Source organism: Carboxylicivirga linearis (genome assembly GCF_018271995.1).
GTDB lineage: Bacteria > Bacteroidota > Bacteroidia > Bacteroidales > Marinilabiliaceae > Carboxylicivirga > Carboxylicivirga linearis.
Genome location: NZ_JAGUCO010000001.1, coordinates 199,451 through 215,652, shown reverse-complemented (window position 1 = coordinate 215,652; position 16,202 = coordinate 199,451). Strand labels below are relative to the sequence as shown.

The 16,202-nt window shown below is 37.4% G+C and carries 12 protein-coding genes; 8 read left to right on the top strand and 4 right to left on the bottom strand.

From position 1 onward, the window contains the following. From KEM10_RS00885 to KEM10_RS00850, 8 genes are all read left to right on the top strand, one after another. Positions 1 to 975: a polyprenyl synthetase family protein gene (locus KEM10_RS00885; protein WP_212212264.1), complete on the top strand. Its 975-nt coding sequence runs from the start codon at positions 1 to 3 to the stop codon at positions 973 to 975. Positions 976 to 1,019: 44 nt separating this feature from the next. Further along, positions 1,020 to 2,534, top strand: a complete 1,515-nt coding sequence (atpD, locus tag KEM10_RS00880) for a F0F1 ATP synthase subunit beta (RefSeq protein ID WP_212212262.1) — start codon at positions 1,020 to 1,022, stop codon at positions 2,532 to 2,534. Continuing rightward, entirely contained in the window at positions 2,534 to 2,782 is a 249-nt protein-coding gene (locus KEM10_RS00875; RefSeq protein WP_212212260.1) for a F0F1 ATP synthase subunit epsilon, read from the top strand. Before atpD ends, KEM10_RS00875 begins: the two co-directional genes overlap by 1 nt. A 78-nt stretch (positions 2,783 to 2,860) precedes the next feature. Then, positions 2,861 to 3,886: a glycosyltransferase family 9 protein gene (locus KEM10_RS00870; RefSeq protein WP_212212259.1), complete on the top strand. Its 1,026-nt coding sequence runs from the start codon at positions 2,861 to 2,863 to the stop codon at positions 3,884 to 3,886. A gap of 84 nt (positions 3,887 to 3,970) precedes the next feature. Next, on the top strand, positions 3,971 to 4,486 hold the full coding sequence (locus tag KEM10_RS00865) for a YfiR family protein (protein ID WP_212212258.1): 516 nt from the start codon (positions 3,971 to 3,973) through the stop codon (positions 4,484 to 4,486). Between the two features lie 19 nt (positions 4,487 to 4,505). Next, positions 4,506 to 6,971, top strand: coding sequence for a TonB-dependent receptor plug domain-containing protein (locus tag KEM10_RS00860; RefSeq protein ID WP_212212256.1), 2,466 nt, complete (start codon positions 4,506 to 4,508; stop codon positions 6,969 to 6,971). A 187-nt stretch (positions 6,972 to 7,158) separates the two neighbouring features. Further along, a complete protein-coding gene (locus KEM10_RS00855; RefSeq protein ID WP_212212254.1) occupies positions 7,159 to 7,671 on the top strand; it encodes a YfiR family protein in 513 nt (170 codons plus the stop codon). Between the two features lie 20 nt (positions 7,672 to 7,691). Further along, positions 7,692 to 10,088 (top strand): TonB-dependent receptor plug domain-containing protein, encoded by a 2,397-nt coding sequence (locus KEM10_RS00850; RefSeq protein ID WP_212212252.1) that lies wholly within the window; start codon positions 7,692 to 7,694, stop codon positions 10,086 to 10,088. A 43-nt stretch (positions 10,089 to 10,131) separates the two neighbouring features. Here the strand turns inward: KEM10_RS00850 and KEM10_RS00845 are convergent, their stop codons facing one another. From KEM10_RS00845 to KEM10_RS00830, 4 genes are all read right to left on the bottom strand, one after another. Continuing rightward, positions 10,132 to 10,734, bottom strand: coding sequence for an ankyrin repeat domain-containing protein (locus KEM10_RS00845; RefSeq protein WP_212212250.1), 603 nt, complete (start codon positions 10,732 to 10,734; stop codon positions 10,132 to 10,134). 61 nt (positions 10,735 to 10,795) lie between these two features. After that, entirely contained in the window at positions 10,796 to 14,455 is a 3,660-nt protein-coding gene (locus tag KEM10_RS00840; protein WP_212212248.1) for an AAA family ATPase, read from the bottom strand. Next, a complete protein-coding gene (locus tag KEM10_RS00835; RefSeq protein ID WP_212212246.1) occupies positions 14,455 to 15,657 on the bottom strand; it encodes an exonuclease SbcCD subunit D C-terminal domain-containing protein in 1,203 nt (400 codons plus the stop codon). Before KEM10_RS00835 ends, KEM10_RS00840 begins: the two co-directional genes overlap by 1 nt. A gap of 84 nt (positions 15,658 to 15,741) precedes the next feature. Then, positions 15,742 to 16,185, bottom strand: a complete 444-nt coding sequence (locus tag KEM10_RS00830) for a C-GCAxxG-C-C family protein (protein ID WP_212212243.1) — start codon at positions 16,183 to 16,185, stop codon at positions 15,742 to 15,744. Between the last annotated feature and the right edge of the window lie 17 nt (positions 16,186 to 16,202).

Below are 16,202 nucleotides of genomic sequence, written 5' to 3'. Positions count from 1 at the left end.
ATGACTACAATAGCCGAACTTCAAAAAGTTGTTGAAATTGCTTTAAACAAGGAAAACTTCGTTACTGAACCTGAAGCCCTTTATCAACCTATTGAATACGTAATGTCGTTGGGAGGCAAGCGCATTCGTCCTACCATGTGCCTGGCCGGGTGCTATTTATTTGACGACAACTTTGAGAATGCATTATCTGCCGGACTAGCAGTAGAAGTGTTTCATAACTTCACCCTTCTTCACGATGATGTGATGGACAATGCTGAAGTTCGACGTAATCAACCCACAGTACACATAAAGTGGGATGAGAACACTGCTATCTTATCTGGCGATGCCATGCTAATTAAAGCCTACCAATACCTCAGCAAGGTAGATGAATCAGTTCTTAAATCAGTTCTTGATCTTTTCAGTCAAACAGCCATTGAAGTTTGTGAAGGTCAACAATACGACATGGAATTCGAAAGTCGCACAAATGTTACTGTTGATGAATATCTTAATATGATAAGATTAAAAACAGCAGTACTATTAGCTGGTAGTTTAAAGGCAGGCGCAATCATTGGTAAAGCCAACGAAAAAGATGCTACTCATCTATATGAATTTGGGGAGAACATTGGTTTGGCATTTCAGCTACAGGATGATTTCTTAGATGTATATGGAGACGAAAAGACTTTTGGAAAAGCAATTGGTGGAGATATTGTTGCAAATAAGAAAACATTTTTGCTAATTAATGCGTTAGAAAGGGCGTCAGGATCTTTAATGGAAGAATTGCAAGAATGGGTTAATATCAAATCATTCAATCGGGATGAAAAAATAGAGGCAGTTAGAAACATTTACAATCAAATTGGTGTAGATGAAATAGCCCGGAAAAAGATGAATGATTACTTCGAAAAGGCTCTTACATCGCTTGAGAAAGTTAATGGCAAAGAAAGTATGAAGGAAGAATTAAGAGAATTTGCTGTAAAACTGATTAAAAGATCACGATAGTATAAGGAATAAGTATTAATTTTAGAGATAAATACTCGCTTTTTATGGAAAATCTTGTTGGAACCATCATTCAAATTGTTGGACCAGTTGTAGACGTTAGCTTTGACCTGAAAGATCAGGAACTACCTAATATTTTAGATGCACTGGAGATCAAACGTACTGACGCCCAATCAACCGTGATTGAATGTCAGCAACACATTGGAGAAAATACTATTCGCTGTATTGCAATGGATTCAACCGATGGTTTAACAAGGGGAATGGAAGTTACTCATTTGGGTAATCCAATTACAATGCCTGCCGGTGAAAAAGTAAAAGGTCGATTATTAAATGTTGTAGGTGATGCCATTGATGGTATTGGATCGGTTACCAAAGAAGGAGGTAATCCAATTCACCGCAATCCTCCGGCTTTTGCTGATCTGTCTACCGAAGCCGAGATTCTGTTTACAGGAATTAAAGTAGTCGATCTGATTGAGCCATATGCCAAAGGAGGTAAAATTGGACTATTTGGTGGTGCAGGCGTTGGTAAAACGGTATTAATACAAGAGTTAATAAATAATATTGCCAAGGGTCATGATGGCCTTTCTGTTTTTGCAGGCGTTGGTGAACGTACGCGAGAAGGGAATGACCTTTTACGTGAGATGATTGAAGCCGGAATTGTTAACTACGGCGAAGAATTTAAAAAATCGATGGAAGAAGGTGGCTGGGACTTGTCAAAGGTTGATGAAAAAGCCTTGGATTCATCACAGGTGACAATGGTCTTTGGCCAGATGAATGAACCCCCCGGAGCGCGTGCCCGTGTTGCCTTATCCGGACTGACCATTGCAGAAAGCTTCCGTGATGGAGACGGTACAGGTAAAGGTCGTGATGTACTATTGTTTGTTGATAATATTTTCCGTTTCACACAGGCCGGATCAGAAGTATCAGCCTTATTAGGACGTATGCCTTCAGCAGTGGGTTATCAGCCTACTTTATCATCAGAGATGGGTGCTCTTCAGGAACGTATTGCTTCTACCAAGCATGGATCTATTACATCAGTTCAGGCTGTATACGTACCCGCCGATGACTTGACAGACCCTGCTCCTGCAACAACTTTTGCCCACCTCGATGCAAAAACGGTGTTAAGTCGTAAAATCGCTGAGTTGGGTATCTATCCAGCTGTTGATCCGTTGGATTCGACATCCCGGATGTTAACACCTGAGATAGTTGGAGACGATCATTATAAAACGGCTCAAAGAGTAATTGAGATTTTACAACGATATAAAGAATTGCAGGATATTATTGCTATTCTGGGTATGGAAGAATTATCAGAAGAAGATAAGTTGGTTGTACACAGGGCACGTCGAGTGCAGCGCTTCTTATCACAACCCTTCCATGTAGCTGAACAATTCACGGGTCTGAAAGGGGTATTTGTATCCATTGAAGATACCATTAAAGGTTTTAATATGATTTTGGATGGCGAAGTTGACAAATATCCTGAAGCTGCTTTTAACCTGGTAGGTACCATTGAAGATGCCATTGCTAAAGGAGAAGAATTGTTGAAACAAGCTAAAAGTGCATAATGGACGATTTACATTGCGAAATAATAACCCCTTTGCAGGTAGTATATGATGCTCCTGTTGGTTTGGTTCAGGTTCCAGGTGAAAAAGGTTTGTTTACTGTACTTAAAAACCATGCTCCCATTATATCTGTATTAACAGAAGGAAGCATTAGAGTAATTGGTAAAAATGGTCATGAAAAGCACTTCGATTGTAAAAGTGGAGTTGTTGAGTGCAAGAACAATAAAATGGTCATTTTAATACATGAATAGTATTTAATTAAACAACATTATACGAATTAAAATCCCGGAGTTCATCCGGGATTTTCTATTTTTGATGAAAATTCAATAATGGACAAAATACTTATCATACGTTTAAGCTCAATCGGCGACATTATTCAATGTATGTCTGTTGTAACAGGTATCAGAAATAAATATCCAAACGCAGAAATACATTGGGTTGTACGATCTGATATGGCATCGTTGGTGAAGATTGATCCAAGAATTGATAAACTTTGGGAGTTTGACCGTAAAGAAGGATTTAGCGGAGTATTTAAGTTAGGAGCAAAATTAAAGAAGGAAAAATACGACCTCATATACGATGCTCACAGCAACATTCGTTCTAATATTCTTAAACTGGTTCTTTGTCCTTTTGGAATCTGCAACCTTCTAAAAAAGAATAAGCTGGTTACCCGACATAAAGACAGACTCAAACGCTTGCTTCTTTTTAAGTTTGGTATTAACCTTCTTCCCAATCCTTTTAAGGCATTAGATTCTTTTAGAAAACCCATTCAAAGCAAATGGGATATAAACGATATTAATACTCCTTTCAGCAATTGGAAGTTTCCAGATAATGTTCAAAGTAAAATTGAGCAGTTGGTTTTGAACCAAATCCCAGGCAACCAAAAATGGATAACACTGGTTCCTTCTGCAGCTTGGGAACTTAAACGCTGGCCGGTTAATTATTGGCAAAAACTTATCGAATTAAAGCCAGATCTACATTTTGTTATCTTAGGTGGTCCCACCGATACTTTTTGCGAAGAAATAAGATCTGTAGCTCCCGATCGGGTTATTAATTTGGCCGGAAAAACTTCACTAATGGAGAGTTTCTGTACCATTTGGCATTCTCCATTTGTTATTAGTGGCGATACAGGTTTCTTACATGCTGCCGATCTTTTTCAAAAACCCGGCTTGGCCATTATTGGTCCAACTGCATTTGGCTATCCTTCAGGAGATAAAATTAAAGTAATGGAAGTTGATTTACCTTGCAGACCATGCACTAAAGATGGCAGTACTAAGTGCAAACTAAAAGAGATAAAAAAATGTTTAACAGATCTAACTCCTGAAATATTAGCCAGTAACATTCCAAACCTTTAGCACTCCGTTTTCATTGACCAATTATTTATAACTTTATAGATAAATCAGCGTATAGGAGGGGATTAAAATTCAAAACCCTCATACATGAACAAAAATTTTCTAATTCTGATGTTCCTGCTTCTAATTGGATCATCAGGAAAAGCCTTTGGACAAATGACAAAGTTCAAGGCTCTTTTTCTTTACAATTTCACGCAAAATGTTGAATGGCCACCCAATACTATCTCATCTAAAGAGTTTGTAATAACGGTAATTGGAGACAATGATATGGCCAATGAGCTTAAGAAGTTGGCTCAGGTCAAAAAGGTAGGCTCAAAAACAATGGTAATTAAACAAACTAGTCAAGTTAAAGATGTTACCAATTCGCATGTTGTTTTTTTAAGTTCAAACAAATCTGATTTAATGTCGCGTTTGGCGATTCAGCAAGATGGTCAACCCGTTTTGCTGATTAGTAGTAAAGAAGATTTATGCAAAGATGGAGCTGCCATTTGCTTTACCACAATTGATGGCAAGCTACGTTATCAAATCAATGAAGACAATATCATTGCCAGAAGTTTGAAGGTAAATAACAAACTAATTTCATTGGGAATATCCACTAACTAATCAATGAATCTAAGAAGAAATGAATTTAAGACACTTATTAATAATATTACTGGCTGCTACATTTTTCAGCCACAGTTTTGCCCAGGAACCAACTCAATCAAAAACGCGGGAAGAAGTTTTAAATATGACGATGGAAGAAATGTCGTCATTACCACTTGAAGAGTTAATGGAACTAATGGATATTGTTGGGGTATCCTCAATAGAAGAGTTATACGATCTTCTGCTAAATAAAAATGTTGTCTCAGCCTCTAAAAAAGAAGAGAGTGTTTTTGACTCTCCTCTTTCAACTACCGTTTTATCACACGATCAAATTATAGCCTCAGGTGCAACCTGCATCGAGGAAGCACTTCGCCTGGTACCGGGTGTAATTGTTCGCGAGAAAACAAACGGAAACTATGACGTTCATATACGTGGAAACGACAATTTACCTTCCAAGAATTTACTCTTGTATTCCGAAAATATGAATACACTGGTAATGATTAACGGAAGACCCGTATTTAATTACTCGCATGGTGGTATTCTTTGGGAAACATTACCTGTAAGCTTTGAAGACATTGATCGTATAGAAGTTGTTAGAGGTCCTTCCAGTGCTTTATATGGCCCCAACGCCGTTTCAGGTGCTATTAACATCATCACCCAAACCATTGATTATAACACTCCTCTACTTTCAGGTAATTTTAATGGAGGAAGTCAAAATACATACATTGGTGATTTAGCACTACGTAAACAGGTCAGCGATAAAATTAGTCTGGGTGTTACCGGTAATTTTGAAACACGCGATAGAAAGACAGACGAGATCTTTATCTACAGTCGCGATGGAGCTCAGCTATCTGTTGATGGAGAAAATGTAGATGATGGATATTTTACTTTAGATGAAATTAACCGTATGAGGAGTGGAGAACAGGAAATATGGCCTCCATACATGGTTGGTGATGAAGTATATGACATCTATAAATCATTCCCTAATCCCGAGCGATCAAAATACCGATATGGGGTAAACGGTTATTTAAATATTGACCCAACAAGTCAAACATCCATTAATTTGATGGGAGGTTATCAAAATTCAGAAGTAATGACCTCTACAATGGGAGATGTGCCCACTCCTTATTCAACCAAGATCGCATCTACAGGATATCTTGATTTAAGGGCTAAAATCCATGATTTTTCTCTTCAAGCTAACTACAATGGAGGTACTATTGATTATATGTCGGGTAATGAAGGTTTTGAGTTAGACAATGAACAATACTCATTTTTAGCCGAGTACAATAAAACATTTAGTAACCTATCGGTACGCCCTGGTGTTAGCTACCAGAGTATATCATACGACGATAGTAAGCACATATCGGAGATAGGTAAAGGTTATTTAAATCAAAAACAAACCATTAATATCTTTGCAGGTAGTCTTCGTTTAGATTATATGCCAACCGAAAGATTAAGATTAGTGGCCGCTCTAAGAGCTGAGAAGTATAACAATATGGACGATGTATATGCTTCATGGCAGTTTGTTAGCTCTTACAAATTAAATGATAAAAACCTCATCAGAGCTGTTTATTCAAGAGCTAACCAATCGGCTTTCTTAGTGAATACCTATTCCAATTACACCTGGAATATTGTTAATATGGAATTCCCAAGAATCATGCAATTTGATGGTCATACTGACAATAAGTTAAAAACCATGGATATGGTTGAGTTAGGGTTTCGTTCAAGACCTGACAAAAGCATTCTAATTGATGTGGAAGCATTTTACAATCGTTCAAAAGACTTTGTTGCTCTGGCACCCGATATGACTTCTTTGGCAGTATTTAATCCATTGGAAGTTATTGCCGAAACTCAAGCACCGGACATCAATGCCATTGTCAACTTATCTTTTCAAAATATGGATTTGATATCAAATCAATTGGGAGCTTCTGTCTCTGTTGATTGGGTATTATCTGAAAAGCTAATGGCTACAGGACACTTCACTTATCAGAAAACAACCGTTGATAACTATGTACCTTATTCACGAAACGAAATATTAGGGTATCAAGCTACTATTGCTCAATCAGATCCTGATTTAATGGCTAAAATTGGTCAGGCATTAGTTGATTATGGCACTGGTGTTGCAACAGGCGAAATTGATCCAACCCAACAAACCTATGCAGTTATTAATTCGGTAAGTGAAACACCGGAAGGAGAAGAAGATGATTTCGAACACAAAGCAACTCCTTCATATTGGGGAAGTTTATCTTTTTCGTATCGACCATGGAAGAAATTTGAATTCTTCCCACAGGCTTATTTTTATGGTGACCAAAGCTTTACCAACCAATACGGCATCATTGATATTGAGAAATCAATAAATATTAATGCAAAAGCTTCGTACAAAGCAACAGACAACCTTACGTTTTTTGTAAATTGTAGAAATCTGCTTAACACAGAGAAAACTCAATTTGCTTATATGGATAAAATTGGAGGTTTATATCTTGCCGGCCTGAGCTTTAAATGGTAGATAATAAAAAATTTTTATTTAAAGAGGGATTGTTTTTGCAATCCCTTTTTTTGTTTTACTCAGAATCCGGTTTAAAACTTTACATCTCTCATCTGTTACTATTTGTTAGTTTTTTATAACAACCTATAACAAATTCAATTGCGCTGCGTATATTTGGATGTCTTAATTAATTTTAAACCTAGTCCAGATGAAACAAAAACTAATCTTTTTGTTGCTTGTACTTTTTATTACAACAACAGAAGAGTCCTATAGCCAGATGGCTAAATTTAAAGCACTTTTTCTTTACAATTTCACGCAAAATGTTGAGTGGCCCTCCAATGCCAATCAAAACGAATTTGTAATTACGGTTATTGGTGACAAGGAAATGGCGGCAGAGTTACAAAAGTTAGCTCAAGTAAAAAAAGTGGGGACTAAAACAATTGTTATTAAAGAATCCTCTCAAATTAAAAGCCTTACCGATTCACATGTAATTTTCTTAAGCTCTGGCAAATCAAGCTTAATGTCCATGCTATCGGCCGAACAGCAAGAAAATCCCACATTACTGATAAGCAGTAAGGAAGGTCTTTGCAATGATGGAGCAGCTATCTCATTTACCACAGTTGATGGCAAATTACGTTATGAAATCTGCTCTTCAAATATTGAAAAGCATGGACTTAAAGTCAATACCAAATTACTGTCGCTGGGCATACCAGTAAACTAACCAAACAAAATCTGACAAAAATGAAACTAAGGTATATATTTGCCATGGTTGTGGCTATTGCTATAACTATGCCTTCTATCTCGCAAGAAAAGAAAAAAACACGTAAAGAGGTGCTTAGTATGACAATGGAAGAAATGTCATCATTACCTCTTGAAGAACTAATGGACTTAATGGATATTGTAGGTGTTTCTTCCATGGAAGAATTGTACGACTTACTACTAAACAAAGACGTTACTTCGGCATCGAAAAAAAAAGAGAGTTTATTTGATTCTCCATTATCAACTACTGTTTTAAGCCACGAGGAAATACAATCATCAGGAGCAACTAGTATAGAGGAAGCGTTACGACTGGTTCCGGGAGTAATAGTACGAGAAAAAACCAACGGTAACTATGATGTTCATATCAGAGGTTTAGATAACCTTCCACCCAAAAACATGATGCTTCAATCAGAGAATACCAGCACTTTGGTAATGATAAATGGACGTCCGGTATTTAACTATGCTATGGGTGGTATTATTTGGGAATCGTTACCCGTTAGCCTGGGCGATATTGATCGTATTGAGGTTGTTCGTGGCCCATCCAGTGCTCTTTATGGTCCCAACGCTGTTTCGGGAGCTATCAACATCATCACTCAAACAATTGATTCATCCACACCGCTTCTGTCAGCTAATATTCAGGGAGGAAACCTTAATACTTATATGGGTGATATAGGCATTCGCAAACAGCTGTCATCAAAAGTAAGTATCGGAGTAACCGGTAATTATGAAGTACGCAACAGAAATAGTGATGAACTATTTATATTTAAAGAAGGTGCTAAATTCACAAAAGATGAATTCGAGACCTTAACTGATGGCAACGGTTACACCTATATTGACCCTAACGATAATATTGATGAGTTATTTCCCGATCCTGAATTATCGAAAGAAAAAGCAGGAGTAAACGGATATCTCTCGTATCAGATTAATTCAGATGCCATCATTAATTTATCTGGTGGTTATCAGTATTCTTTTGCCAACACTACTACATTAGGAGACAATGCAACTTCAATAGCCGGAAGAGAATCAAAGACTTCGTATGTTGATTTGAATGCTAATATTTATGGATTTGATGTACAAGGAAGTTATATGTTCGGCTTTCAGGATTTTGGAGTTGGTAACCTGGGCTTTCAAACAGATATGGGACAGTTAAATTCTAATATTGAATATAACTGGCAATTGAAAAACTTAAGTGTTCGACCAGGTTTAAATTACATGTCGGTATTTTATGATGATACCAAACATATCCCGGAATTGGGTGCTGGTTTCTTTAATGGCAAGAAAGACATGAACATCTTTGCCACCAGTTTACGACTTGATTATCTGGCTACCGAAAAGTTACGCTTAGTGGCAGCCTTACGCGCCGAAAAATACTCTCATTCTGACCAATGGACTCCTTCATGGCAATTTATTTCGTCCTACAAGATTAATGATAAAAACAATATCCGTGCCGTGTATTCACGTGCCAACCGATCACCTTTTATTATTGATATGCATTCGAACTTTCTTTGGGACAGAGAAGGTCGTCCGTCTCCTGACTATATTTATTTCGGAGGTAATGAAAATATGGACGTAATGGTATCTGACCTGATTGAAGTTGGTTTTAGAACACGACCTGTGAAAAATATATTATTGGATATCGAGGCATTCTACTCAAAATCAAAAAATTTTACTGTTTTGGCGCCAGACAGTACCAATTTTACTTTGCCGATTGCCATGGTTGGAGCTGACCCAACCATATTGGCTATGCCTACAGTAACAGCATACATGAGATATCAGAATATTGAATTGGAGGCAGAACAAAAAGGTATTACTGTCAGCCTCGATTGGGTAATCTCAGAAAAACTGGTTGCCAAATCTCACCTGACAGTTCAGCAAACTAAATTAGATAATTATAAACCGGTAACCCGTGATGAGATTATAGGATTACAAGCAAATGCTATCTACCCAAGTGATGGATCCAATGGTTTATTGGCTCAGAAAATCTATGAAAGTGCTATTTCCGGTCAGATTCCACAGTATCCGGATATGACAAGTCTATCCGTATCCACCGATCTGAAACCTACAGATTATGAGAATGATTTCAAACATGAAGCAACGCCGTCGTTTTGGGGAAGCGTTGGAGTTGATTACAGACCTATTGACAAACTGAATATTTTTACCAACGCCTATTTCTATGGTAAACAAACCTTTTTAAATCAATACGACACCTATAATGTAGATTCGAAGGTACTGTTAAACCTGAAGGCTAACTATCAAATGAGCAAGTCTTTATCTCTATTTGTAAATATGCGTAATTTACTCAATGATGATAAAAATGAATTTGCCGCAATGGATAATATAGGCGGTCTATATTTAACTGGTATAAATTTTAAATTATAAGACAAAGTAAAAGGCCATCCATAATCGGGTGGCCTTTTTATCATTACTGCTTCTCTAAATATTCTACCACCTTTTGATGACCTTTGGTTCTTGCAAAATATAGTGCCGATTCTCCATCAATATCCACCATAGTTTTATCGGCTCCATTTGCTATTAATGTTTTAACTACTTCCAACTGCCCTTCCCCTGCTGCAAACATCAATGGTGTCCAATTTTCATGGCTATCCGTTGCATTCACTTCTGAACCGGCATTAATTAGTTCAACTACCGTTTCATTAAAAGGACCCGTTGAAGCAAACATTAATGCAGTTCTGTTTACATCATCAACCATTTTTATATCAGCTCCATTATCAAGCAATAGTCTAACCACATTTGTATGACCATTAAATGATGCCAACATCAAGGCTGTTCTCTTATTTTCATCCGTACTATTCACATCCACACCTTCATTTAAGTACTGTCTTATAAGATTAATATTGCCTTCGAGTGCTGCCTGATAGAAAACCGCCATTTCTTCAGGACTTTTTGCAGGAGTAACTATTTCCTTTTTGGCAGTTTCCGCTGATTTGGTTTTATTCTTGCTGTTACAAGAAGCAAGCAGAACAGCTAAAAGTAGAACCGTCAATATTAATTTGTATGATTTCATGCTTGATTATTTTATTTCTATGTCTGTTTTTACGAATGTAATCATATCATTCCACTTCTGTTTAAATGATTGCGACTTCACTTACCCCATTTTGCTTTTTCTGTACCTGAATTTGAGTCGATATTCTTTCTTTCAGGTTTTCCACGTGAGAGATAATACCAATCATTTTACCTTTGGATTGTAAGGTTGAAAGAGTTGCAATAACTGTTTCGAGTGTGGTGCTGTCGAGGGTACCAAATCCTTCGTCGATGAACAATGAACCGATACTAACATTTTTACTGGCCAGATCCGATAGTCCTAAAGCAAGAGAAAGGCTGATGATAAATTTTTCACCACCGCTGGAAGTATCAACTAAGCGTGTTTCATCGGTTTGATAATGATCAACCAAAACAAAATTAAGTTCTTCATTAGTTTTATAAGATTCAGGTAATTTTAACGAATAACGTTTATTCAGATCGTACAAATGAAGATTAGCCAGGTGAATCAGATTCTGTAAGGTTAAGCGCTGTACGTAGGTATTAAAAGCATGTTTCGACCCACCTAAAAGCTGATTCAGATCGCGGTATTTCTTAACTACCTTTTCCTGTTCTTTAATTCGCTCAACAACCTGCTGATTGCGATCTGTGATTTGCTTATCCAACTCAAATTGCTGTTTTATCTCGCCCAATCTTCCCAGACTTTTATCCTTTTCATCAGTCAGGTTAGTTTTAGCTTTAACAATCTCGTCTTTGCTTTCTTCAAAATCTTTGTCTTGCTTTAAGCGGGCGTCTTCCTCTTCAGTCTTGGCAGCTAAAGTCTGAATCTGAATTCTTTCATTCTCAATTGATTTTTGAAGATTCAATAATTCAGCTTTCCGTTCATTGCTTAACAAATATTTTTGAACTGCTTCTCGACTATCAAAACCAGTATTTTTCAATGCCAGATCAAGCTTCTCGATCCATTCTTTTAGCAGTTGTTTCTCACGTAATAAATCCTCGGATGCTTTCTTTAATAAATTCTCCTCCGAACTAATTTGCTTCGAAATCTTATCAACCCTGAGCTTTGATTTTTCATGTTTCTCCTTAATCTGCTCTAACAACAATGACAATTCGTTCCGTTTAGCTTCTGTTGAAATGATTCGGGGTAAAATAGCTTCTCGTTCATGAAGAGTCGTTTCTATTGTTTTCAAAAGAGTCTCCAATTCAGCATTCAACTTTTCAACATCTTTACCGAGTTGATTTTTTTGCTCTTGTAAGTATTTTATATCAGTTGCCAGTTTATCTTTCTTCTGTTTTGAGTCACGCAATAAGTCTTCTTTATCGCGAAACTCTTTTACTTGATTTTTTAACTGATCAACAAAAGCATTTGTCTCTTCTACCTTTGGGAGTTGAATGGCATTTTCAGCTAGCTGCTCTGTTAACTTGCTTTCTTGTTCGCCAATTTTAACCTGTAAATCTTCAGTCTCCTTACTGTTAGCATTAATTTGATTTGAAACTGCTTGAAGCTGTTCTTCAACCTTAATCAACTGCTCCCTGTCTTTTGCTAATTGATCATTAACAGCTTTCAGTTGATTGGCTTTTTCTTCTTTTTGGTCTTGCTTTTTCTGATTGAGCTTAATTTCACCGTCGAGCTTCTCAACCTCTGCATTGATTGTTTTTCCTCGGTCAACAATTACTGACAAATTGTTGATATCGTATGCGTGATTCGATTCTGTGAACTGTTCCAGTAAGGATTTAACCAAAGCAATTGACTCTTTCAGACTCTTTTCTGTTTGTTCTTTTTGAGCCTGTACAGATGCTTTTTGAGTAGAAAGTTCCTTTTCTTCCAGCAAAAGCTTCTTTTCTTGTTGCTTTCGGGTAGCTAGTTGGTTTTGCGATTCGCTTAGCTTAACCTCGGAATAGCTTTGTACGAAAGGATGTTCGGTTGATCCACAAAGCGGGCAAGCCTCACCTTCCACTAGTTTTTTGCGATCTTCTTCGTAATTCTTGATGGTTCGTTCCAGTTCCACAATCTTCTCAGCATCTACAATCGATTGTTGTACTGTTTTCAGTTCCTCGCCATTAAATTTTAATTGCTTTTCTAAATGCTCAAAGCTTTTATTAACAGTTAGCAGTTGCTCTTCCAACTCTTTCTGGCGGACTGTTTCCTTCTTGTGATTCGAGGCTATATCATGCAGTGCTCTTAATTCGTCTCTCTCCTTAATAAAAGCATCCCTCTTTGTCATTAAAGCATCTAATGAATGCTCTTTTAACTCAGAAGTTATTCGATTTAGATCCTTTTCTATAAGCTCAGCACCTTTTAGCTTTTCTTGGATCGAAGGTTTTAGTTTGCCTTCGGATTGATTCAACACTTTCTGTTTCTCAATCAACATCTTTGCTTCTGATAGCAATTTGCGAAGTTGCTCATCAAAACTTTGTCGTTTCTGCAGTGAAGCCGACCACGATGATAAATTCTGATCGATCTGTTTTACATGTTGGTTTTTGTCGAAGAACAATTGTAAACTGGCCAATTGTTTTTCTACTTTTTTGCTGAGTGCGATAGCTTTCTCAAGTTTGCTGCTATTGGTTTTGGTCTCAGTATTTAATTCTTCCTGAGTTTTTAATTTTTGCTGTTGTTGATCATGCAGACTTTTAAGATTAGAATCTAAACCAGCTACTTTTTCCAACTTTGGTTGCCATACAGTTGCCTCATCTTCCTGTCTTTTCAGTTCTTCCTGATTCTTTTTATTCTCTTCTTCGGCAAGCTTAATATCTTCGGTAAGCTTAGTAATGGATTGACTCAGTTGTTTCTGATCATTTTCAATTCTAATTGATGACGTCTCATGCAACTCAATATGTTGCAAATATTCCTTCAGCGGTTCTGCTTTCAGATGATTTTCGAGCAATTGAATATTAACAGCATTCGCTTCTTCTTTATTAGTAAGCTCAGCTTTTCTCTGTTGAATAAGGCTTCGGTTTTTTTCAAGATCATCAAAACGCTTAAACCAATCTATCTTTTTATCTAATCCTTCAAGTTCTTGATTGTATTGAAGTAATTGTTTCTGCAAAAAGGCTTGTTCCTCGTTTAACTCAGCCTTTTTATCCTCGCTTAGTAAATCATCATTATTAATCTGCGAAGTAATTTCTTTTAGCTTTCGGTCTTCTTCACTAATCCTGCCAATAAGAACCTCTCCAATTCGTTTGTAGATTTCTTCGCCAGTAATTTGTTCCAAAAGAGCCCCTTTGTCTTTGGCGGGAGCAGAAAGAAAAGCCGCAAACTCCCCCTGAGCCAATAACACAGATCGCAGAAACTGTTGGTAATTCAACTGGGTGATTTCCTCCATCTCCTTCTCAAAACCTCTTTTCTTATCAAAGATGATTTCACCATTGTCAAGGTTTTTCAACCGGACTGTTTCCTGAGGATTCGCTAAAGCTTTTCCATTGGTTTGCCTCACACGGATACCCCAAAAGCTTTCGTAGCGTGTATTTTGGGCAATAAATGTAACGCGGCTCATGGCTTCGGGGGCACCATAACTAATTACATCAACCAAGCTGCCTTTGCTATGCGACTGATTAAAACGAGGCACACTATGATATAAGGCTATGGTGATGGCATCCAGTATGGTTGTTTTTCCGGCACCTGTTGGACCTGTTATGGCAAACAAACCCACATCGCGAAATTCGGGGCTTTCAAAATCAATGATAACAGGTGTTTCGCAGCGTAGCGAATTTATATTTTGGAGTTCTATTTTAAGTATGCGCATTATTGTTTCTTTGCTAGCTGTAATACTTCATGAAAGGCATCTTCTACTTCGGGATGTGCTGTAATGTCAAAGTTTTGTTCCTCGCATTTGAGCTTAAATACTTCCAATGGCGAAATATCTTTTATGTCTTTTGAGTGCGTTTTCTCCAACAACTGATTCCATCGTTCATGCTCGCGGTTTAACGACACCTTTAGTACTTTCAGCTTTAATCCTTCAACAGCCTGATTAATATCGGTGAAAGAAACCGAGCTACTGCTATCTGCATCCAATACCACTTCTACCCATGGCTCTAATTGCTCGTTGTGACTGGCAATTTGCTTTAATTGAAAGATGCATTCCTCAAGCGTTCCCTTTACTCTTTTTACCTGGCGGAATGGAGGTACTTCATAATTATCAATCGAAGAAATTGCTTTGTTTTTTACTTCAATGCATATTACTTTTTTCAGATGATTAACCTCCGAAAAACTCAAAATATATGGCGTACCCGAGTAGATAATCTTGTCGCTTATTTTCTGATGACGATGCAAGTGCCCCAAAGCGATATAATCGAAGAGTGCCGGAAAATCTTCTGCACCAATATCACCTGCATTACCCACATAGATGGTCTGTTCACTATCGGTAGTGGTTCCACCAATGGCAAACAAGTGCCCCATGGCAATTACCGGATCGTTATTGGTATTGATAGATTCACAAACTTCGGCTACTTCGGTATAATGCTTTATCAAAGCTGATTTATAGCGATCGCTTATTTCAGCAAAACTTTCACCTGCAACGGCTCTTCTTATATCCTGATCACGCAGGTAGGGAACAGCAGCTACTATCACTTTTTCATCATCAACACTAATTTCAAAAACTTCATCCGAAATATTTTCCGAGGCTTTACCAATCACCTGTATGTTGAGTGCTTTTAGTATTTCTTTGGGAGCATTTAAGGTGCCTGGCGCATCATGATTGCCTCCGGTTATCACCACATGTTTGCAATGGGTAGAACGAAGGTCGACCAAAAAATTATAGTATAACGAAAGGCTTTGCGAGGAAGGTGTTCCCGTGTCAAAAATGTCACCTGATATAAGTAAGACATCAATCAATTGATCGTTAACAAACTGAATCAACCAGTTTAAAAACAATTGTTGCTCATCAGATTGCGATTGCTCGTGCAAGCGGTGCCCTAAATGCCAATCGGAAGTATGGAGTATCTTCATTTGCGAATGTACGTATTGAGGTTGTACCGTAAAAATACACACATTCCATCACAAAACTATACACTCGGAAATATTAATATTTTATCAGTTTGAAAACAAGCCTTCAAGAATTTCAATGGAAGAAGCAATACATTTCGAACAGATATTCTCTTTCATCTGTTCTCTGTCAAACTGCTCTTTTCCCTCTTTGTTTTTTAGGTCAACCGTAATTAAATTCGAACACTGATCAGAACCATTTAAGCGAACAAAACGTTTCTGAAATTCTTGCACCATCATGATAGTTGCCTTCTTCTGCTCCTCGTCCTTATCAAAAAGTACCGAATTCCTTAAACCAATTAACATATAAGCTCCGGTAACTGCACCGCAAGTTTGTTGTAATTTTCCCATTCCTCCAACAAAAGAACTAGCCACTCGCAATAACTGCCCGGTATCCATATCAAATTCGTTGGCATAGGCTGTAATCACCGATTGGGCACAATTGTTACCATTAAAAAACCCTTGTAGTGCAAACTTCTGTTTCTCTTTCATAGGATAAATTTTAGTAT

What these genes read in the sequence shown, in the direction of transcription:
- KEM10_RS00835 (WP_212212246.1), bottom strand. Translation starts at nt 15,657, where the DNA reads ATGAAGATACTCCATACTTCCGATTGGCATTTAGGGCACCGCTTGCAC.
- KEM10_RS00845 (WP_212212250.1), bottom strand. Translation starts at nt 10,734, where the DNA reads ATGAAATCATACAAATTAATATTGACGGTTCTACTTTTAGCTGTTCTG.
- KEM10_RS00840 (WP_212212248.1), bottom strand. Translation starts at nt 14,455, where the DNA reads ATGCGCATACTTAAAATAGAACTCCAAAATATAAATTCGCTACGCTGC.
- KEM10_RS00860 (WP_212212256.1), top strand. Translation starts at nt 4,506, where the DNA reads ATGAATTTAAGACACTTATTAATAATATTACTGGCTGCTACATTTTTC.
- KEM10_RS00850 (WP_212212252.1), top strand. Translation starts at nt 7,692, where the DNA reads ATGAAACTAAGGTATATATTTGCCATGGTTGTGGCTATTGCTATAACT.
- KEM10_RS00865 (WP_212212258.1), top strand. Translation starts at nt 3,971, where the DNA reads ATGAACAAAAATTTTCTAATTCTGATGTTCCTGCTTCTAATTGGATCA.
- KEM10_RS00870 (WP_212212259.1), top strand. Translation starts at nt 2,861, where the DNA reads ATGGACAAAATACTTATCATACGTTTAAGCTCAATCGGCGACATTATT.
- KEM10_RS00855 (WP_212212254.1), top strand. Translation starts at nt 7,159, where the DNA reads ATGAAACAAAAACTAATCTTTTTGTTGCTTGTACTTTTTATTACAACA.
- atpD (WP_212212262.1), top strand. Translation starts at nt 1,020, where the DNA reads ATGGAAAATCTTGTTGGAACCATCATTCAAATTGTTGGACCAGTTGTA.
- KEM10_RS00885 (WP_212212264.1), top strand. Translation starts at nt 1, where the DNA reads ATGACTACAATAGCCGAACTTCAAAAAGTTGTTGAAATTGCTTTAAAC.
- KEM10_RS00875 (WP_212212260.1), top strand. Translation starts at nt 2,534, where the DNA reads ATGGACGATTTACATTGCGAAATAATAACCCCTTTGCAGGTAGTATAT.
- KEM10_RS00830 (WP_212212243.1), bottom strand. Translation starts at nt 16,185, where the DNA reads ATGAAAGAGAAACAGAAGTTTGCACTACAAGGGTTTTTTAATGGTAAC.